This window comes from Faecalibacterium sp. AF27-11BH (assembly GCF_003603005.1).
Taxonomy (GTDB): domain Bacteria; phylum Bacillota; class Clostridia; order Oscillospirales; family Ruminococcaceae; genus Faecalibacterium; species Faecalibacterium taiwanense.
Map to the genome: position 1 here is coordinate 12170 of NZ_QVGS01000016.1, position 20391 is coordinate 32560.

Genomic DNA, 20391 nt, shown 5'->3' on the forward strand with positions numbered 1-20391 from the left:
GCATGACACAGTTTATTGATACTCTGGTCGGTATTTTCCAAAGCTCCGGCTTTGCGAAGTTTGGCGAGCCGGGCGGCTACCTGTACGCAGTTATGATCTGCGTGGGCTGTTTTTTGCTGTACCTGGCCATCGTCAAAGAGTTTGAGCCGCTGATCCTGCTGCCCATGGCATTCGGCATGATCCTGGCAAACCTGCCCGGCAGCGGCGTTATCCACATGCAATATTTCGTCGGTGACGGTCTGGAACACCCCATGTGGGTGGAGATCCTGAACAACGGTGGTCTGGCCGATATGCTCTACATGGGCGTTAAGTTGGGCATCTACCCGCCGCTGATTTTCCTGGGCATCGGCACCATGACCGACTTCGCACCCCTGATCTCCAACCCCAAGAGCCTGCTGCTGGGCGCTGCCGCTCAGTTCGGCATCTTCGGTACTTACATGGGCGCTCGTCTGCTGACCGCTACCGGTCTGGTGGACTTCACCCAGAAGCAGTCTGCTGCTATCTCCATCATCGGCGGTGCAGACGGTCCTACCGCTATCTTCGTTACCTCCCGTCTGGCACCTGAGCTGCTGGGCTCCATCGCTGTGGCGGCCTACAGTTACATGGCTCTGGTGCCTGTTATCCAGCCGCCCATCATGAAGGCACTGACCACCAAGAAGGAACGTACCGTCGTGATGAAGCAGCTGCGCACCGTCTCCAAGACCGAGAGGATCATCTTCCCGATCATGGTCACCATCATTGTCTCTCTGATCGTGCCCGATGCCGCTGTTCTGGTGGGTATGCTGATGCTGGGCAACCTGATGAAGGAGTGCGGCGTGGTGGATCGCATCCAGAAGACTGCCGGCAATGAGCTGATGAACATCATCACCATCTTCCTGGCACTGTCCGTTGGCTGCACCACCTCTGCAAACACCTTCCTGAACACCCGCACCCTGTTCATCATCGTGCTGGGCCTGATCGCATTCTCCTTCGGCACTGCCGCAGGTGTGCTGTTCGGCAAGCTGATGTATGTGCTGACCGGCGGTCAGGTAAACCCGCTGATCGGTTCTGCAGGCGTTTCTGCTGTGCCTATGGCTGCCCGTGTTTCTCAGAAGGTCGGTCAGAGTGAGAACCCCTCCAACTTCCTGCTGATGCACGCCATGGGCCCCAACGTGGCCGGCGTTATCGGCTCCGCCGTTGCTGCTGGTATCCTGATCAACATCTTCGGCTAAGCACTTTCTGAAAAGCATTTTTTCCGCCCGTCGGTTCGCAAGAGCTGCCGGGCGGTTTTTGTTTTACGATTTGAAATGCCCGCCGCGTTTGCTTTGGGCATAAAATAAGGAAATTATATTATTTATTTCGTGTTTGTCGCAGCCTGCGGGCTGCTCCAAACACATTTTCACAAAAAGGCCGTAACGAAAAACGGCTGCTGTTTCATCAGATGCAATTTTTCTCTACGACCTCTTTCGTGAAAAAGTAACTCCGAAAAGCCCGCAGGCTTTTCGGAGTTACAAATTATAAAAATATTTTTTCCGCTGAAAATAGCCAGAGCGAACGCGGCGGCTATTCTCAATCGTTTTGAAATGTGGTATACTGTATTTTGATAGTATAAACATAAAAGGAACAGGGGAAACCATGGCAACAGATCTCACACAGGAATTCTGCGCTCTGCGCGATACCTATATCGAAAAACAGTTTGGCCGCCTGAACGATATGCAGCGGCAGGCAGTGTTTACCACCGATGGCCCGCTGCTCATCCTTGCTGGTGCAGGCAGCGGCAAGACCACCGTGCTGGTAAACCGCATTGCAAACCTCATCCGGTTCGGCTCGGCCCACGGCTCCAAACAGACACCGCGCCCGGCCACGGAGGACGATATCAAGGCTCTGCGCAACGCCATCATGACCGGCACTGCCGCCCCCAGCTGGCTGGACGGGATGCTGCGCCAGAACGCTGTGCGCAGCTGGAACGTGATGGCCATTACCTTTACCAACAAGGCAGCAGGGGAGCTGAAGGAGCGTCTGCGCCGGATGCTGGGCGGCGAGGAGGGCGACGAAGTGTTCGCTTCCACCTTCCACTCGGCCTGTGTACGCATCCTGCGCCGCTGGGCGGAGGAGATCGGCTATCCGCGCAGCTTTACTATCTACGATACCGATGATTCCCAGCGCGTGATGAAGGCTGTCTACAAAGACCTGAATGTGGACGATAAGTTCCTGCCCATCAAGGCTGCGATCAACCAGATGAGCCGATGGAAGGATCAGCTTGTCAGCCCGGAACAGGCCCTTGCCAGCCCCGCAAAAGATACCAAAGGCGCGCTGACGGCCCGCATCTACGCGGCCTACGAAAAGCGCCTGAAGGAAGCCGGAGCATTCGACTTTGACGACCTGATCTACCAGACTGTGCAGCTGCTGGCCGAGCACAAGGATGTGCGGGATTTCTACCAGAACAAATACCGCTATCTGCTGGTGGACGAGTATCAGGACACCAGTGTGGCGCAGTTCCGTCTGGTGAGCCTCCTCACCGGCCCGGAAAAGAACATCTGCGTGGTGGGCGATGATGACCAGAGCATCTACCGCTTCCGCGGCGCTACCATTGAGAACATCCTTAATTTCGAGCGCATTTACCCGGGCACCAAGATCATCCGTCTGGAACAAAACTACCGCTCTACGTCCAATATCCTGAACGCTGCGAACTGTGTCATTCAGCACAACACCGAGCGCAAGGGCAAGACCCTGTGGACCAGCAATGGCGAGGGCGACAAGGTGCAGGTGTACACCGCCGAGAACGAGCAGGACGAGGCCAGCCACATCGCGGATGTGATCGGCCAGCACCTGAAAGAGGGCGGACATCTGGCCGACCACGCCATCCTCTACCGCATGAACGCCCAATCGGCCCCCATCGAAAGCTACTTTACCCGTGCAGGCATCCCCCACAAGATCGTGGGCGGCCAGCGCTTCAACGACCGCAAAGAGGTCAAGGATATCCATTCCTACATGTCCATCGTGGCGAACCCCCGCGATGATGTGCGCCTGCGCCGCATCATCAACGAGCCTGCCCGCAAGATCGGTGCCACCACCGTGGAGGTGATTGCCGATCTGGCCACGCAGGAGGGCGTGAGCATGCTGGACATCATCGGCCATGCCGACCAATATGCAAAGCTCAGCCGCGCCGTAATGCCGCTGCTCAAGTTCTGGCAGATCTATCAGCGCCTGCAGGATTCTTTGGAGACCCGCACGCTGGACGAGTTTGCAGCCGATGTGATCGAGCTGACCGGCTATAAGGCCATGCTGGAAGCCGATGCAGCCAAGGGCCACGAGGATGCGGCTGACCGTCTGCAGAACCTTGGTCAGCTGGTCAACAATGTCAAGAACTACTGCGACCAGCACGGTGAGGAAGCCACGCTGGAAGGCTATCTGGAAGATATCGCCCTCATCAGCGATATCGACAGCTATAACGAGAGCGCCGATCAGGTGGTGCTCATGACCATCCACTCCGCCAAGGGTCTGGAATTTCCGTATGTGTTCCTGATTGGCATGGAGGAGGGCGTGTTCCCCAGCGAGATGAGCAAGTATTCCGAAGCTGATCTGGAAGAGGAGCGCCGCCTTGCCTACGTGGGCATCACCCGCGCCAAGAAGGAGCTGTACATCTCCAACAGCGTTTCCCGGATGCTGTATGGCCGCACCCAGCGCAACGAGCCGAGCCGCTTTTTGCGGGAGATCGAGCCGGAGTATATCGAGGAGACCCGCAGCCCGGTACTGGAACAGCGCTCCCGCTTTGGCGGCTGGGGCGACAGCTATCGTGATACGGTGCCCGGTGGTGCATCCGGTTACTCCGGGCCGTCCGGATGGGGCCGCAGCGCCAGTGGGTACGGTACGGGCGGCTACGGAAGCGGCTATAGCAATCGCAGCGGCTACCTGAACCGCGAATACAACGCGGGCGAGGGACGCGGCTTTGGCTCGGCCTATGCAAACCGGGGCCAGAGCCAGAGCGGATACGGTTCCGGCTATGGCCGCAGCGGCGCAGGTACGGGATATGGTTCTGGTTACAGTTCTGCATATTCTGACGGAACAACGCAGAAAAAATCTGCAAAGCAAATCTCCTTTACAGGCGCACCGGCAGCAAAAACCGCTGCAAAAGGCGCAAAACACTATGAGCCGGGCGATCTTGTGGAGCACAAGGTGTTCGGACGCGGTCAGGTAGTGGCTGTGAAGCCCGCCGCCGGAGATCAGATCGTGGAGATCAACTTTGAAAAGGTGGGCATCAAAAAGACCATGGCCAATTTTGCGCCCCTGACCAAAATCACTGCGGAGGAATAACACACTTATGATGACTGTTCGTTTGATTGCACATACCCCGGAACCGGAAAAGGTGGTGGCTGCAGCGGCAAAGCTCTGCTATTCCGATGCGCACATCACCGACCTGCTGGACGGCCTGACCGAGGAAAAGACCGCGAAGTTCCTGACCATGCTCAGCGATCTGGGCCATGCCAGCCCCATTGAACATGCCAGCTTCACCTTTGGCATCGAGGGGGTCAGCCGCACTTTGCTGGCGCAGATCACCCGCCACCGCATTGCATCCTTCAGTGTGCAGAGCCAGCGCTATGTGCGGCTGGACGATTTCCGCTATGTGGTACCGCCCGAGATCGAAGCCATCCCGGAAGCAAAGGAAGCTTTCCTTGCCAGCATGGAAGAGGACGCAAAGCGCTACCTCGACCTTGCCCACAAGCTGGAAGAAGGCCACACCGCCCGCCTGATGGCTGAAGGAATGCCGGAAAAGCAGGCCCGTGCCAAGGCCAGCAAGCAGGCCAACGAGGATGCCCGCTTTGTACTGCCCAACGCCTGCGAGACCAAGATGGTGGTCACCATGAATGCCCGCAGCCTGCAGAACTTTTTCCACCTGCGCTGCTGCAGCCGCGCCCAGTGGGAGATCCGGGAGCTGGCCGAAAAAATGTTTGAGCTGGTGTACCCGGTGGCACCGCATATCTTTGCAAAGTCCGGCCCGGCCTGTGTATCCGGCCCCTGCCCGGAGGGAAAAATGTGCTGCGGGAAAACCGCTGAGGTGCGCGCAAAATATGCATCCATCAAGGAGGCTGCAGGCGTATGAGCAAGGGAAAACTGATCGCCATTGAAGGACTGGACGGCAGCGGCAAGGCCACGCAGGCAAAGCTGCTGGCCGGGTATCTGGCTGCACAGGGCCTTGCGGTGCGCGAGGTGAGCTTCCCGGACTACGGCAGCGACTCCAGCGCCCTTGTAAAAATGTATCTGGCAGGGCAGTTCGGCCAGCACCCGGACGATGTAAACGCCTATGCAGCCTCCAGCTTTTATGCGGTGGACCGCTATGCCAGCTACAAAAAGGACTGGGGCAGTTTTTACGAGAATGGCGGCATCATCATTGCCGACCGCTACACCACCTCCAACGCGGTGCACCAGTGCTCCAAGCTGCCGCCGGAGCAGTGGGAGAGTTTTCTCGGCTGGCTGTTTGATTTTGAATTCCATCTGCTGGGCCTGCCTGCGCCGGATGAGGTGATCTACTTACAGGTAGACCCCGCCGTGAGCCAGAAGCTTATGACCCAGCGTTACCACGGCGACGAGAGCAGGAAGGATGTGCACGAGAAGGATACCGAGTATCTTGCCCGCAGCCGCTGCGCCGCCGAGTATTGTGCCGCGCACCTTGGCTGGGCCGTCGTGCATTGCACCAGCGGGGACAACATGCGCAGCATCGAAGACATTCAGGCCGAAGTGCAGGAGATCGTGTTGAAGCAGCTGACATAATTTTCGATAAGAGGGGGCATCCTGACAGATGTATCGTTTGATGCAGCCGGAAGATAAACCGGCAGTGCTGGCTTTATGGCAGAGCCAGCGCAATGAATCAGAAGAATTTGCCAAAAAGGCCATTGAGCAGTTTGCAGGCGAGCAGAACGTCTATGTGGCCGAGGAAAATGATGAGATCGCCGCGGTGGTGCTGGCTGTGCCGGTCACGCTGCAGGGCCGCAGCGGCACCTACCTGTACGGTCTGTGCGGCGAGGGCAGCCTGATCCTGGCGGGCCTTGTAGACTATCTGTGTGCCCAGCAGAAGCTGCGCGGCGCAGGGTTTACGGTGGCAGTGCCCACCAGCCCGGAGCAGGCCGCACTGCTGCAGGATAAGGGCTTTGCATGGGCCTTCGCCCTGCGCTGTCTTCCCCGCGAGGTGGAGCGCAACCTGTGGAGCCAGGCGGAGTTTGATTCCGTCACCGCCAAAAAGCTGTGTGAGCTGCGGGAGCGCTTCTGGCCCGATACCGTGCAGCTGACCCCGGAGCGCATGGCCGTGGTGCTGGGAGATCTGTACTCCTCCGGTGCCACCATCGTTTCCAGCGCCCACGGCTATGGTATTTATTTCCGCAAGGAGGATACGCTTTACTTTGTGGAGCTGCAGGCCGACAATGACCGCGCCGCCGAAGTACTGATGGAAGCCGCCCGCGAAAAGGAAGTCATTGTGGAAAAGGCGGTCATTACCGTGGGCGCATCCCAGCCGCTGTTCCTCGGCGAGGGCACCCGGCAGGACTACGGCATGATCCGCTTTGATGCCGAACCCTTTGATGTAGCCGAAAGCTACATGCGCCTGATGCTGGAAAACTAAGATAAAAGGAAGGTGCTTATGGCACACGAAAAAAACACCCGCAAAAAAGGCGGTGTAGGGAAGATCCTGCTGGTGCTGGTGGTACTGCTGGCGCTGGCCGTTGGCGGGGCGCTGCTGTTTGCGCACAACGAGATCAGCGGCAATGGCAGACCCGGCACGGAGGTAACGGTGAGCATCCCGCAGGGCAGCGGCGTTTCCGTCATTGCGCAAAAGCTCAAGGATGCGGGTGTGATCCGCTCGGCCTATCTGTTCCGCTGGTATGTGGGGCAAAAGGGTGCGGCATCAAAGCTGCAGTATGGCGATTTTACCCTGCAGAAGAGCGCCTGTTCTTACGATGCCATTATTGCGGTCCTGTCCACCTACGCCAAGGCCGAAACGGTGCGCGTGACCATCCCAGAGGGCACCACGGCCATTGCCATTGCCCAGAAAATGGAAGCCGCCGGGCTGTGCAGCGCGGAGGACTTTTTGAAGGAAGCCAACGAGGGCGATTTCAGCGAATACACCTTCTGGCAGTACGTGCCGGACGATGCCGACGCGCCGGACCGCTTTATGAAGTGCGAGGGCTATCTCTTCCCGGAGACCTACGAATTCTTAAAGGACGACACCGTGCACAACTATGTAGCCACCTTCTATGCCCAGTTCGATGCACAGATCACCGATGAGATGTATGCAGAACTTAAAAAGCAGGATATGACCCTGCCCCAGCTGATCACACTGGCATCCTTTGTGCAGGAGGAAGCGGGCAACAGTCAGGACTCGAACGTGGCACAGGTGTTCCGCAACCGTCTGGCTGCGGATTCGCCCTACCCGCGCCTGCAGAGCAACACCTCCAGCCACATCCAGAGCGACAGTGACAACAATTACCTCTGGAACTGGGTGGCACCCTACTATGGCGGCTGGGATAATATCCCGGAAAATATCGTGGCTGCGTATGATACCTACAGCTGCAAGGGCCTGCCTGCCGGGCCGATCTCGAACCCCGGCATTGCGGCCATCAGGGCAGCGCTGGCCCCCCAGCCCAATGAGGAGGCCAAGGATGCCTATTTCTTTGTGACCGACCTCAAGGGCAGCTATTATTATGCCCGCACCCTGAGCGAACACAACGCAAACTGCCAGAAGGCAGCACAAGTGAACAAAACTGTGAATACGGAAAAATGAGAGGAATTTGAACTATGCTGCAAATCCCGGAACTGCTGGCCCCGGCAGGCGATCTGGAACGCCTGCGCTATGCCATCAACTACGGTGCCGATGCCGTTTACTGCGGCCTGCCTGAATTTGGAATGCGGTCTGCTCCGGCCAACTTTACGCCGGAACAGCTGGCCGAGGGTGTCATCTACGCTCACGCCCGCGGCCGCAAGGTCTACCTGACCATGAACACCCTGCCCACCAACGAGGAAGCCGACCGCCTGCCCGAGGCCATCAAGGAAGCAGCCAAGGCCGGTGTGGATGCCTTTATCGTGGCAGACCTTGGTGTGCTGGATGCCTGCAAGACCTTTGCACCGGACATCGATGTGCACATGTCCACCCAGACAGGCATCACCAACTGGGCTGCGGCCCGCGCCGCCTACAACATGGGCGCAAAGCGCGTGGTGCTGGCCCGTGAGATGACCCTGCAGGATATTGCGATCCTGCGCGATAAAACACCGCCGGAGCTGGAGATCGAAGCCTTTGTGCACGGTGCTATGTGCATGAGCGTTTCGGGCCGATGCCTGCTTTCCAACTACATGGCGGGCCGCGACGCGAACCGCGGCCAGTGCGCCCAGCCCTGCCGCTGGAAATACTATCTCAGCGAGGAGACCCGTCCGGGCCAGCTGTACGAGATCGGCGAGAACGAGAACGGCAGCTACATCCTCAACGCCAATGATATGTGCACCGCGCCTTTCCTTGATCTGATCTGCAAGGCCGGTGTGGACAGCCTGAAGATCGAGGGCCGTGCCAAGACCTTCTACTATGTGGCAAGCGTTACCGCCGCCTACCGCAGGGCGCTGGACGCTTATCTGGCCGACCCGCTCAACGACAACTTTGAGCTGCCTGCTGAAGTGTACGAGGAGCTTACCCGTACCAGCCACCGCCACTACTCGCCGGGCTTCTACTTTGGCCGCGAGCAGGCCAGACAGGCCACCGACAGCGCTACTTACATCCGCGAGTGGGAGTTTGTGGGCACGGTGGACGGCTGGGAGAACGGCGTTGCCTCCTGCCAGCAGCGCGGCAAGTGGAGCCTGGGCGACACTCTGGAAGCCCTCTGCCCGGATGGCCGCAGCATTCCGCTGAACCCTGAGTGGATCGAAAACGAAGCCGGTGAACGGGTGGAGAGCACCCCGCATGCCATGGAAAAATACACCATTCCCACGCCGGAGCTGCCGCCCATGAGCCTGCTGCGGCGCAAAACGGTATAAGGAGACCACAATGGAAGCAACACGCCTGTGTCCATACTGCCTGCAGCCGCTGCCCGGAGCAGCACAAAGCTGCCCGCACTGCGGCAAAAGCTTTGCCGGGCGCAACCCCGGCGGCACCCTGCCGGTGGGCACCGTGCTGGCCGGGCGCTACACCGTAGGGGAAATGCTGAGCATCGACGGCGAGGGCATCCTCTACCGCGGCGCAGAGAATCTGGGCCGTTTCCGGGTGACCATCAAGGAATATCTGCCCATTACCCTCACGGCGGAGCGCACCGCAGAAAGCACCCTGCGGCCCAAGACCGGCAGTGAGGTGCTGTTCAAGACCACCCGCATGGATTTTGCGGACCTGTACCGCTCCATCCAGCGCATCACTCCGGCCAATGGTCTGGAAGCCGTGCTGGATGTGGTGGAAGCCAATAACAGCGTTTACGCCATTCTGGAAAATCTGGGCGGCACCCCGCTGGATCAGTGGCTGGAAAACCACCCCGGCACCATCCGCCCGGACGATGCCTGCACCATGCTGCAGCCGGTGTTTGAAGGCGTAGCCGCCATGCACAAGATCGGTCTGGTGCACCGCGGTATCTGCCCGGAGAACATCCGCGTGATGGAAAACGACCGCTGCCGTCTGGCGGGCTATGCCACGGTGGGCCTGCGCACGGCGGGCAGCGGCCTGCACGAACAGCTGTACGAAGGCTATTCCGCCCCGGAGCAGTATTCCACCGCAGAGTTCGAGGGCCGCTATACCGATGAATACAGCCTTGCGGCCGTGTTCTACCGCATGGTGTGCGGGCAGGCCCCGGTGCCTGCAGCGCAGCGCATGGTGACAGACTCCAACCCACGCGCAAAATCGGTGAACGGCAGCCTGCCGCTGTACGTCTCGCAGGTGCTGCAGCTGGGCCTGCGCCTGCGGCCCATGGAGCGCATCCAGACCGTGCCGCAGCTGTATCAGGCCCTTTCTTCCAAGGAATACACCGCCGAGCTGACTCGCACCATGAAGCCGGAGGCTCCGGTGCACACAGCCCAGCCGGAGCCGGAACGCAAGGAGCATCTGCTCAGCTTAAAAGCGCTGCTGGCGGGCATCGTGATCCTGCTGTCCATCCTCATTCTGCTCACGCTGTGGAGCGTGCTGAGCCAGCACATCCACCAGCCTGCCGCGTCGGCTGCGGAGTCGGAACCGGCCAGCAGCGAGGTGATGGTGCCGCAGAACCTTGTGCCGAACTTTATTGGCATGGACTACACACAGGTGCAGAACAACCGGGAATATACCAGCATGTATCTGTTCTATGTCACCGAGGAATACAGCGATACCGCCCCGGCGGGCCAGATCATCCAGCAGGAGCCGAGCGCGGATACTGTGCTCAAGGCAGGGGAGACCATACGGCTGGTGGTGAGCAAAGGCCCGCAGATGGCCGAGATGCCCAATATCATCGGCTTTACGCAGGATGGCGCGGTAAAGGAACTGGAAGCCCGGGGTCTTGTGGCCAGCTGCTTTATGGTGGTGAATGATGGCTCCTATGCATCCGGCTGCGTGGTGCGTACCAGCGAGGAGCCGGGCACCAAGGTGGAAGTGGGCACGGTGATCACCGTGTATATTGCGGCAGACCCCAGTGTGCAGATCACGGTAACACCGGAGGAACCCGCCGCTACCGAACCCACCACGACAGAGCCGGCCCCTCCGGAAACAACAGATCCTACCCCCACGGAACCGGAATACAATACAGACTAAAAAACAAAAGCAGAAGCGGGAGCCTTGCAAAGGCCCCCGCTTCTGCTTGTTTAGGATAGGAAAGAGAATGGCTTAGTTAGAGGTTGGTGTAGCCCATCAGGTAGCGGTCTACCTCGGCGGCGCAGTCGCGGCCTTCGCGCAGGCCCCACACCACAAGGCTCTGGCCGCGGCGCATATCGCCGCAAACGAACACCTTTTCCACGTTGGTCTTGAAGCTGTGGTCTGCCACGTTGCCGCGGGCGGTCAGCTCCACACCAAATGCATCGGCCACGTAGCTTTCGCAGCCGGTAAAGCCTGCGGCGATGAACGCCAGCTGGCAGTTGTAGGTGAATTCTTCACCGGTAGGCACCATGCTGGTACGGCCGGTCTCGGGGTTCCGTTCCGGCTTCAGGTAGGAGATGATAGCACCGGTCAGATTGCCCGCATCATCCTTCAAAAATTCCTTCACGGTGGTCTGGTACACGCGCGGGTCCTTGCCAAACTTTGCAAGACACTCGGTCTGGCCGTAGTCCACCTTCAGCACACGGGGCCACTCCGGCCACGGGTTGGAGGCTGCACGCTCCTTGGGCGGCTGCGGCATCATTTCCAGTGCCACCAGATCGGTGCAGCCCTGCCGCAGGGCCGTGCCCTGACAGTCGTTGCCGGTATCACCGCCGCCGATCACCAGAACATTCTTGCCCTTGGCATCGATGGCCTTGCCGTCCGCGAACTGGCTGTCCAGCAGGCTCTTGGTCACGCTGGTCAGGTAGTCCACGGCAAAGTGCACGCCGTTTGCATCGCGGCCGGGCACATTCAGGTCGCGGGCCTTCTTGGCACCGCAGCACAGCACCACGGCATCGTAGCCGTTCAGCAGCTCTTCGGCGGCAACAGCCCCGCCCACATCCATGTTGGTGCGGAACTCCACGCCCTCGGCCTGCATGATCTTGATGCGGCGCTCGATGACGGATTTGTCCAGCTTCATGTTGGGGATGCCGTACATCAGCAGGCCGCCCACGCGGTCTGCACGCTCGAACACAGTCACGGCGTGGCCGCGCTTGTTCAGGTATTCGGCCACCGAAAGGCCGGAGGGGCCGCTGCCCACCACAGCTACGCTCTTGCCGGTGCGGGAGGGCGGCGGTGCGGCGTGCAGCCAGCCCTTGGCGTAAGCCGTCTCAATAATGGCGTGCTCGTTCTCGCGCACGGTCACGCTGCTGCCGGTCACATCGCCGCAGGTGCAGGCCGCTTCACACAGGGCAGGGCACACCCGGCTGGTGAACTCCGGAAAACGGTTGGTGGCCATCAGCCGATGCATGGCCAGCTCCCACTTGCCATGATAAACAAGGTCGTTCCACTCCGGGATGAGGTTGTTCAGCGGGCAGCCGGAGGCCATGCCGCCGATCATCATGCCGGCCTGACAGAAGGGAACACCGCAGTCCATGCAGCGTGCTGCCTGCGTCTGCTGCTCCTCGCGGGAGAGCCAGACATGAAATTCGTTAAAGTTTTCAATGCGTTCCAGCGGCGGAACATCCGTGCTGGTTTTGCGCGTATAGTCGATAAATCCAGTTGTCTTACCCATAACGCTGCCCTCCTTACTTCTTCTTCTGCACCGTGTAGAATGCTTCGATCTGTGCCTGCTCGCCGTCCAGACCGCGCTCCTCAACGGATGCGATCACACGCAGCATACGGTCATAATCGTAGGGCAGAACTTTCTTGAACTTGGGCAGGAATTCGCTGAAGTTGTCAAGAATCTCTTTGCCGCGGGGAGAGCCGGTGGCCTCCACATGTTCGCGGATCAGCTCTTTCAGGGTGGCAACATCGTACTTGTGCTCCACAGGCTCCAGGCTGACGGTCTCCTTGTTCACGCGCTGGTAGAAGTCCCAGTTCTCGTCCAGCACATAGGCGATGCCGCCGGTCATACCGGCTGCAAAGTTCTTGCCGGTCTGGCCCAGAACCACCACCGTGCCGCCGGTCATGTACTCGCAGCCGTGGTCGCCAACGCCCTCCACAACGGCGGTGGCACCGCTGTTGCGCACGGCGAAGCGCTCACCGGCCACGCCGGAAATGAACGCCTTGCCGCTGGTAGCACCGTACAGGGCCACGTTGCCGGTGATAATGTTCTCCTCGGGCTTGAATGTGATGCCCTTGGGCGGGCGCACGACGATCTTGCCGCCGGACAGGCCCTTGCCCATGTAGTCGTTGCAGTCGCCCACAAGGTCCAGCGTCAGGCCGCCCGGGATGAAGGCACCAAAGCTCTGGCCGCCTGCACCCACACAGTGGGCGGTGTAAATATCATCCGGCAGGCTGTTGCCGTATTTGCGGGTGATCTCGCTGCCAAAGATGGCACCAAAGGCGCGGTCGGTGTTGGAGACATCCAGCGTCACGCTCTGGGCATTCTTGCTGCTGAGCTTGAACTTCTTCATCAGCACCTTCATATCGAGGGTGTTTTCCAGATGGAAGTCGTAGGTGTCCTCCTTCACGAAGTGAACATTGCTGTTCTCGATGGCAGGGTTGTGCAGGATGCAGTCGAGATCCATCTTGGAAGCGCGGCTGCCGGGTGCGGCAGGCTTGACCTTGAGCAGGTCGGTGCGGCCCACCAGTTCATCGATGGTGCGCACGCCCAGTTTTGCCATGTACTCGCGCAGCTCCTCGGCCACAAAGGTGAGGTAGTTGATGATGTATTCCGGCTTGCCCTTGAAGTTCTTGCGCAGCTCCGGGTTCTGGGTGCAGATGCCCATGGGGCAGGTATCCAGATTGCACACACGCATCATCACGCAGCCCTCGGCCATCAGCAGGGTAGTGCCGAAGCCGAACTCCTCTGCGCCCAGCATACAGCTGATGGCAACATCGCGGCCGGAGAGCAGCTTGGAGTCACTCTCGATGCGCACGCGGGTGCGCAGGCCGTTCAGGATCAGGGTCTGATGGGTCTCGGCGATGCCCAGCTCCCACGGCAGGCCAGCGTGCTTGATGGAAGTACGCGGTGCTGCACCGGTGCCGCCGTCGTAGCCGGACACCAGAATGACCTGTGCGCCGCCCTTGGCAACACCGGCCGCAATGGTGCCAACGCCGGCCTCACTGACCAGCTTGACATTGATGTTGGCGCTGCGGTTGGCGTTCTTCAGGTCGTAGATCAGCTCTGCAAGGTCCTCGATGGAGTAGATATCGTGGTGCGGCGGGGGAGAGATCAGGCCCACACCGGTGGTGCTGTGGCGGGTCTTTGCAATCCACGGATATACTTTGGCACCGGGCAGGTTGCCGCCCTCACCGGGCTTTGCACCCTGTGCCAGCTTGATCTGGATCTCTTCCGCAGAAACGAGGTATTTGCTCGTTACACCAAAGCGTGCGGAAGCCACCTGCTTGATCTTGGAATTGCTCTCGCTGTGGTAGCGCTCTTCGGGTTCGCCGCCCTCGCCGGTGTTGCTGCGGCCGCCCAGACGGTTCAGGGCAATGGCAATGGTCTCATGGGCTTCACTGCTCAGGGCACCGTAGCTCATGGCTGCGCCCTTGAACCGCTTGACGATGGAGCTTACCGGCTCCACCTCTTCCAGCGGGATGCCGCCGTCAGGAGCATAGTTGAAGTCCAGCAGGCTGCGCAGATGCACGCCGTCAGCACCCATATTGTCCACGGTGCTGGTGAACTGCTTGAAAGCCGAGTAGTCGTTCGTCCAGCAGGCTTTCTGGAACAGGTGGATGGTCTGGGGGTTGAACAGGTGTTCTTCCTTGCCGCTGCGGAATTTGTGTGCGCCGCTGTCGGCTAGCTCCATGTTGATGTCCAGACCCAGCGGGTCGAAGGCTGCGTTGTGCTGGGCTTCCACATCGGCCTGAATGTCCGAAAGGGTAATGCCGCCCACACGGCTCACCGTGCCGGTGAAGTATTTGTCGATGACATCCTTGGAGATGCCCACAGCCTCAAAGATCTGGCTGCTCTGGTAGCTCTGGATGGTGGAAATGCCCATCTTGGAGGCAATCTTCACAATGCCGCTGAGGATGGCGTTGTCGTAGTCCTCCACGGCTGCATAGTAATCTTTGTCCAGCAGGCCTTCGTCGATGAGCTGGCCGATGGTCTCATGTGCCAGATAGGGATTGATGGCGCAGGCACCGTAGCCCAGCAGAGCGGCAAAGTGGTGCACCTCGCGCGGCTCTGCACTTTCCAGGATCAGGGCCAGTGCGGTGCTCTTCTTGGTGCGGATCAGGTACTGCGAAACCGCGGAAACTGCCAGCAGGCTGGGAATGGTCACGTGGTATTCATCCACATCGCGGTCAGAAAGGATGATGATGTTTGCACCATCCTTGTAGGCGCGGTCAACCTCCAGAAATACACGGTCGATGGCCTTTTCCAGACTGGTATTCTTATAGTAGTTGATGGACACCGTGGCTACCTTGAAGCCGGGCACGTTCATGTATTTGATCTTGAGCAGGTCGGTGCTGGTCAGGATGGGGTTGTGCACCTTGAGCACCTTGCAGTTCTCGGGCTTGTCCTCCAGCAGGTTGCCGTGTGCGCCAATATACACGCTGGTGGAAGTGACCACCTTTTCGCGGATGGCATCGATGGGCGGGTTGGTGACCTGCGCAAAGCGCTGCTTGAAGTAATTGAACAGCGGCGGATGCTGGTTGCTCAGCACAGCAAGCGGGGTGTCGGTGCCCATAGCGCCGGAAGGCTCTACGCCTGCCCGTGCCATGGAGAGGATCATGGTGTTCACATCCTCATACTTGTAGCCGAACACCTTCTGCAGGCGGGTGAGCTGATCGCCGGTGTAGCTTTCCACCTTCACGTTGGGAATTTTCAGTCTGGCCAGCTCCACAAGGTTGCGGTCGATCCACTCGCCGTAAGGCTCACGGCTGGCGTAGAACTCCTTGAGCTTTTCGTCGTCCACCACTTCGCCCTTCACGGTGTCCACCAGCAGCATTTTGCCGGGGCGCAGACGATCCTTGACCAAAATATTATCCGGCTCGCATTCCAGCACACCCACCTCGGAGGACAGGATCATGCGGCCGTCCTTGGTGATGTAATAGCGGCTGGGGCGCAGACCGTTGCGGTCCAGCACAGCGCCCATCACGTCGCCGTCCGAGAAGAGGATGGCAGCGGGGCCATCCCAAGGCTCCAGCATGGTGGCATAATACTGGTAGAAATCGCGCTTTTTCTGGCTGATGTTCTTGTTGTTCTCCCACGGCTCGGGAATGGTGATCATCACGGCCAGCGGCAGATCCATGCCGTTCATCACCATGAATTCCAGCGCGTTATCCAGCATGGCGGAATCGGAGCCGGAAGTATTGATGATGGGCAGGATCTTGTTCATGTCGTCCTGCATGATGGAGCTGGAGATGCTCTCTTCACGAGCCAGCATGGCATCCGTGTTGCCCTTGATGGTGTTGATCTCGCCGTTGTGCAGGATGAAGCGGTTGGGGTGTGCGCGCATCCAGCTGGGGTTGGTGTTGGTGGAGAAGCGGCTGTGCACCATGCCGATAGCGGATTCATAATCCTCGTCCTGCAGGTCGGTATAGAACAGGCGCAGGTCGTGCACAAGGAACATGCCCTTGTACACGATGGTGCGGCTGGACAGGCTGGGCACATAAGTGCCGTTGCTGGCTTGCTCGAACACGCGGCGCACAATGTACAGCTTGCGGTCAAAATCGATGCCCTTGCTCACCTTGGCGGGCTTTTTGATGAAGCACTGCCAGATAGCAGGCATACAGTCGCGGGCTTTCTGGCCCACGGCATCCGGGTTCACGGGAACCTTGCGCCATGCCAGAAATTCGAGGCCTTCCTTGCGGGTGACCACCTCAAACAGCTTCATGGCCTGCGCACGCAGGTGTTCGCTCTGGGGGAAGAAGAACATGCCCACACCGTACTCGCGCTCGTTGCCAAGGCTGATGTTCAGTTCTTCGGCCACCTTGGAGAAGAACTTGTGGCTGATCTGCAGCAAAATGCCCACACCGTCGCCGGTCTTGCCCTCGGCATCCTTGCCGGCACGGTGCTCCAGCCGTTCCACAATGGCTAGTGCATCGTCCACGGTCTGGTGGCTTTTGCGGCCCTTGATATCCACCACAGCGCCAATGCCGCAGGCATCGTGCTCAAACTGTGGATCGTACAGACCAAGGGTGTTTTTCTGCTCTGTAAAGTTTTCCATAGACTTTCCCATCCTTATCTAAAATCCTCACCGGTGCGGCACCCTCCGCATTTTGACAAAAAAGAAAAGCGCCCCGCAAGGGCATACTTTACCCTTGCGGAACGCCTTTGTTCCGGTAACTATTATTATACTGAACGCTGAAAAATCTTCAAGTGACAGCTGCACCAAATATGACAACTGCTTTACACCACTTCTTGTGCGAAACGCCGCGTATGGCGGTCAGTTGTAGCTATAGTGAGAACAGTGCAGGCTCAATGTCTGCCCAGAATGGCCTGCAGGTCATTTTCCGGCGTTGTTACGGCTTTTAAATCGTACTTTTGCTGCAGGGCAGCCACAACGACCGGCGAGAGGAACGGGGGCAGGGTAGGCCCCAGCCGGATGTTCCGGATGCCCAGCGCCAGCAGCGCGATGAGGATGCACACGGCCTTCTGCTCAAACCAGCACAGCACCAGCGAGAGGGGCAGGTCGTTGACGCCGCAGCCAAAGGCGTCGGCCAGCGCCAATGCGATGCGGATGGCGCTGTAGGCGTCGTTGCACTGGCCCACGTCTAGGATGCGGGGCAGGCCGGTGCCCGGCACGGTGCCAAGGGGCAGGTCGTTCAGGCGGAACTTGCCGCAGGCCAGGGTCAGCAGGATGGTGTCGGGCGGGGTAAGGCGGGCAAACTCGGTGTAGTAGCGGCGGCTGGGCCGGGTGCCGTCGCAGCCGCCCACCAGAAAGAAGTGCCGCAGCTTACCGTCCCGCACCGCCTGCACGATCTCGTCCGCGTGCTGCAGCACGGCGGTGCGGGCAAAACCGGTGGTCACCGTGGAGCCGCCGTTCAGGCCGGGCAGCAGGGTGTCCTGCGCGTAGCCGCCCAGCTCCAGCGCCTTTTCGATCACCGGGGAAAAGTCGCGCCCTTCGTCGATGTGGGGCACGCCGGGGTAAGCCACCACCGAGGTGGTGAACACCCGGTCGGCGTAGCTGGCGCGCAGGGGCATGATGCAGTTGGTGGTGAACAGGATGGGCGCGGGGATGTCCTCGAACTCCCGCTGCTGGTTCTGCCATGCGGTGCCAAAGTTGCCCTTGAGGTGGGGGTAGCGGCGCTTCAGCTCCGGGTAGCCGTGGGCGGGCAGCATCTCCGAGTGGGTGTAGACGTTGACGCCCCGGCCTGCGGTCTGTTCCAGCAGCTGCTGTGCGTCGTAGAGGTCGTGGCCGGAAATCACGATGAACGGCCCCTTTTCAATGGTCAGGGGCACCTGCACCGGTTCCGGATCGCCAAACGCGCCGGTGTTGGCCGCGTCCAGCAGCTCCATGCAGCGGTAGCTGGCTTCTCCTGTGGCCTGCACCAGCTGCCACAGGGCGTCGGTGGTCTGGCCGGGGTCGCCCACGGCCTGCAGGGCGGTACAGAAGAACCGGTCCAGCTCCGGGTCGATGCGGCCCAGCACCCGGGCGTGGTAGTTGTAGGCGGCCATGCCCCGCAGGCTGAACAGCACAAAGCATTTCAGGCTGCGCCGGTCGGCGTCCGGTTCCCGCCAGAGGGCCTGCATGTCGTAGTCCGGGCCGGTGCCGGGGCTGGCGTCGTGCACCCGGCGGGTCAGCGCGTCCACGGCGGCGGGGTCAAAGTTCACGTTGGTAATGGTGGTGAACAGCCCCTGCATCAGCAGCCGGGCCTGTTCCGGGGTCGGGCCGCGCCCCGCCGCGATGAGCTGCCCGGCAAACGCGATGAGCGCCCCGGTGAGCCGGTCCTGTGCGGCGGCTGTCTCGGCCGACTTGCCGCACACCCCCGCTGCGCCGGTGCAGGCGGTGCAGCCCGCCGCCTGCTCACACTGAAAACAAAACATCTGCTCGTCCATACAAAACTCCCTTTCTGCCATAAGATACTGCCAGTGTGGGCAGAGCGGGGCGGGGTTATACCAAAAAAGAGCCGCACCCCTGCGGGCGCGGCTCTTAGACGACGCGGTATGACTTAGTAGGTGATGCCCTGTGCCATCATGGCGGTAGCAACCTTCAGGAAGCCTGCGCAGTTTGCACCGACCATCAGGTTGCCCTCGGAACCGGCAGCCACAGATGCATCGTAGGAAGCGTGGAAGATGCCCTCCATGATGCCCTTCAGCTTGGCATCGACCTCTTCAAAGGTCCAGCTCAGGCGCTCAGAGTTCTGGCTCATCTCCAGACCGGAGGTAGCCACGCCGCCTGCGTTGGAAGCCTTTGCAGGTCCGTACAGGATGCCGTTGGACAGGTAGACCTCGATGGCCTCCGGGGTGCTGGGCATGTTGGCACCCTCGCACACGACAGTGCAGCCGCCCTTCACCAGAGCCTCAGCGGACTCCTTGTTGATCTCGTTCTGGGTTGCGCAGGGCAGGGCGATGTCGCAGGGGACAGTCCAGACCTTGGTGCAATCTGCAACATAGGTTACACCCTCGTGGGTCTCGGCGTACTCCTTGATACGGCCGCGGCGGACTTCCTTCAGATCCTTGACGTAGGCCAGATCGATGCCGTTGGGATCGTAGACATAGCCGTTGGAGTCGGACATGGTCACGACCTTGGCACCCAGCTGGGTAGCTTTCTCGCAGGCGTAGATCGCAACATTGCCGGAACCGGAGATGACCACGGTCTTGCCCTGGAGGCTGTCGTTGCGCATGCACTTCAGAGCTTCAGCGGTGAAGTAGCACAGGCCGTAGCCGGTAGCCTCGGTACGGGCCAGAGAACCGCCGAAGGTCAGGCCCTTGCCGGTGAGCATGCCGCCCTGGAAGCTGTTGGTCAGGCGCTTGTACTGGCCGAACATATAGCCGACCTCACGGCCGCCGACACCGATATCACCGGCGGGGCAATCCACGAACTGGCCGATGTGGCGGTACAGCTCGGTCATGAAGCTCTGGCAGAAGCGCATCACTTCCATGTCGCTCTTGCCGTGGGGGTCGAAGTCAGAGCCGCCCTTGCCGCCGCCCATGGGCAGGGTGGTCAGGCTGTTCTTGAAGGTCTGCTCAAAGCCGAGGAACTTCAGGATGCCCTGATTGACAGAGGGATGGAAGCGCAGGCCGCCCTTGTAGGGGCCGATGGCGCTGTTGAACTGCACACGGTAGCCGCGGTTCACCTGAACCTTGCCCTGATCGTCAACCCAAGGCACACGGAAGGTGATGATGCGCTCCGGCTCGACCAGACGCTCGATCAGAGCGGCCTTCTCGTACTCAGGGTGCTTCTCCACAACGGGCTGGATGCTCTCCAGAACCTCGCGCACAGCCTGCAGGAACTCAGGCTCGTTGGCATTGCGCTTTTCCAGACCTTCGTAAACGCGCTTCAGGTATTCATTTGTCAGCATAGTAGAATACTCCTTTTCCCAATTACTCTATAAAATTTGAAAAAGACGAGACCGCCCAGCCCGCCGCACAGCGGACGCGCTGCTAAAACGCTTTGGGACGATCCCGGATTTCCGTTCTTACACACCGGCCTGCTTATGGCTGCAGACCGCTTTATTATTATAAAGCATTTCTGTGGGTTTGACAATAGCGAGAAAGCAGAAAATGCTTCAAAAAAACAGATGAAAAGTTGAGACCGCTTCACAAAACGAAAAATAAAAGAAAAAAACGGCACAGA

General features: G+C 59.7%; 12 protein-coding genes. 8 read left to right on the top strand and 4 right to left on the bottom strand.

Annotated features, from left to right (window positions below; translation table 11 throughout):
• Positions 1-2 precede the first annotated feature (2 nt).
• The 8 genes from DWY76_RS12475 to DWY76_RS12510 all read left to right on the top strand — a co-directional run bounded on the left by DWY76_RS12475 (position 3) and on the right by DWY76_RS12510 (position 10714).
• Positions 3-1211: a sodium ion-translocating decarboxylase subunit beta gene (locus DWY76_RS12475; RefSeq protein WP_120081493.1), complete on the top strand. Its 1209-nt coding sequence runs from the start codon at positions 3-5 to the stop codon at positions 1209-1211.
• Positions 1212-1614: 403 nt separating this feature from the next.
• Complete coding sequence (locus DWY76_RS12480; protein ID WP_120081494.1) at positions 1615-4293, top strand: UvrD-helicase domain-containing protein; 2679 nt, start codon at positions 1615-1617, stop codon at positions 4291-4293.
• A 7-nt stretch (positions 4294-4300) separates the two neighbouring features.
• Positions 4301-5080 (top strand): FAD-dependent thymidylate synthase, encoded by a 780-nt coding sequence (thyX, locus tag DWY76_RS12485; protein ID WP_120081495.1) that lies wholly within the window; start codon positions 4301-4303, stop codon positions 5078-5080.
• A complete protein-coding gene (locus DWY76_RS12490; protein ID WP_120081496.1) occupies positions 5077-5748 on the top strand; it encodes a deoxynucleoside kinase in 672 nt (223 codons plus the stop codon). The genes thyX and DWY76_RS12490 overlap by 4 nt, the downstream gene beginning before the upstream one ends.
• Before the next feature lie 28 nt (positions 5749-5776).
• Positions 5777-6592, top strand: coding sequence for a hypothetical protein (locus DWY76_RS12495; protein ID WP_005941478.1), 816 nt, complete (start codon positions 5777-5779; stop codon positions 6590-6592).
• 18 nt (positions 6593-6610) lie between these two features.
• Entirely contained in the window at positions 6611-7750 is a 1140-nt protein-coding gene (mltG, locus tag DWY76_RS12500) for an endolytic transglycosylase MltG (protein ID WP_120081497.1), read from the top strand.
• 14 nt (positions 7751-7764) lie between these two features.
• Entirely contained in the window at positions 7765-8988 is a 1224-nt protein-coding gene (locus DWY76_RS12505) for a U32 family peptidase (protein ID WP_005941481.1), read from the top strand.
• A gap of 10 nt (positions 8989-8998) precedes the next feature.
• Complete coding sequence (locus DWY76_RS12510) at positions 8999-10714, top strand: PASTA domain-containing protein (RefSeq protein WP_120081498.1); 1716 nt, start codon at positions 8999-9001, stop codon at positions 10712-10714.
• Between the two features lie 76 nt (positions 10715-10790).
• Here DWY76_RS12510 and DWY76_RS12515 read toward each other — a convergent pair whose 3' ends face one another.
• The 4 genes from DWY76_RS12515 to gdhA form a co-directional block, all read right to left on the bottom strand.
• Complete coding sequence (locus tag DWY76_RS12515; RefSeq protein ID WP_120081499.1) at positions 10791-12269, bottom strand: glutamate synthase subunit beta; 1479 nt, start codon at positions 12267-12269, stop codon at positions 10791-10793.
• A 13-nt stretch (positions 12270-12282) separates the two neighbouring features.
• A complete protein-coding gene (gltB, locus tag DWY76_RS12520) occupies positions 12283-16818 on the bottom strand; it encodes a glutamate synthase large subunit (RefSeq protein ID WP_243112041.1) in 4536 nt (1511 codons plus the stop codon).
• A 251-nt stretch (positions 16819-17069) separates the two neighbouring features.
• Positions 17070-18650, bottom strand: a complete 1581-nt coding sequence (gene hcp, locus DWY76_RS12525) for a hydroxylamine reductase (protein ID WP_097782211.1) — start codon at positions 18648-18650, stop codon at positions 17070-17072.
• A gap of 113 nt (positions 18651-18763) precedes the next feature.
• The gene (gene gdhA, locus DWY76_RS12530; protein ID WP_120081501.1) at positions 18764-20116 is read right to left on the bottom strand and encodes an NADP-specific glutamate dehydrogenase; all 1353 of its coding nucleotides are present in this window, start codon (positions 20114-20116) and stop codon (positions 18764-18766) included.
• Positions 20117-20391 lie beyond the last annotated feature (275 nt).

What these genes read in the sequence shown, in the direction of transcription:
- DWY76_RS12475 (WP_120081493.1), top strand. Translation starts at nt 3, where the DNA reads ATGACACAGTTTATTGATACTCTGGTCGGTATTTTCCAAAGCTCCGGC.
- DWY76_RS12480 (WP_120081494.1), top strand. Translation starts at nt 1,615, where the DNA reads ATGGCAACAGATCTCACACAGGAATTCTGCGCTCTGCGCGATACCTAT.
- thyX (WP_120081495.1), top strand. Translation starts at nt 4,301, where the DNA reads ATGATGACTGTTCGTTTGATTGCACATACCCCGGAACCGGAAAAGGTG.
- DWY76_RS12490 (WP_120081496.1), top strand. Translation starts at nt 5,077, where the DNA reads ATGAGCAAGGGAAAACTGATCGCCATTGAAGGACTGGACGGCAGCGGC.
- DWY76_RS12495 (WP_005941478.1), top strand. Translation starts at nt 5,777, where the DNA reads ATGTATCGTTTGATGCAGCCGGAAGATAAACCGGCAGTGCTGGCTTTA.
- mltG (WP_120081497.1), top strand. Translation starts at nt 6,611, where the DNA reads ATGGCACACGAAAAAAACACCCGCAAAAAAGGCGGTGTAGGGAAGATC.
- DWY76_RS12505 (WP_005941481.1), top strand. Translation starts at nt 7,765, where the DNA reads ATGCTGCAAATCCCGGAACTGCTGGCCCCGGCAGGCGATCTGGAACGC.
- DWY76_RS12510 (WP_120081498.1), top strand. Translation starts at nt 8,999, where the DNA reads ATGGAAGCAACACGCCTGTGTCCATACTGCCTGCAGCCGCTGCCCGGA.
- DWY76_RS12515 (WP_120081499.1), bottom strand. Translation starts at nt 12,269, where the DNA reads ATGGGTAAGACAACTGGATTTATCGACTATACGCGCAAAACCAGCACG.
- gltB (WP_243112041.1), bottom strand. Translation starts at nt 16,818, where the DNA reads ATGGAAAACTTTACAGAGCAGAAAAACACCCTTGGTCTGTACGATCCA.
- hcp (WP_097782211.1), bottom strand. Translation starts at nt 18,650, where the DNA reads ATGGACGAGCAGATGTTTTGTTTTCAGTGTGAGCAGGCGGCGGGCTGC.
- gdhA (WP_120081501.1), bottom strand. Translation starts at nt 20,116, where the DNA reads ATGCTGACAAATGAATACCTGAAGCGCGTTTACGAAGGTCTGGAAAAG.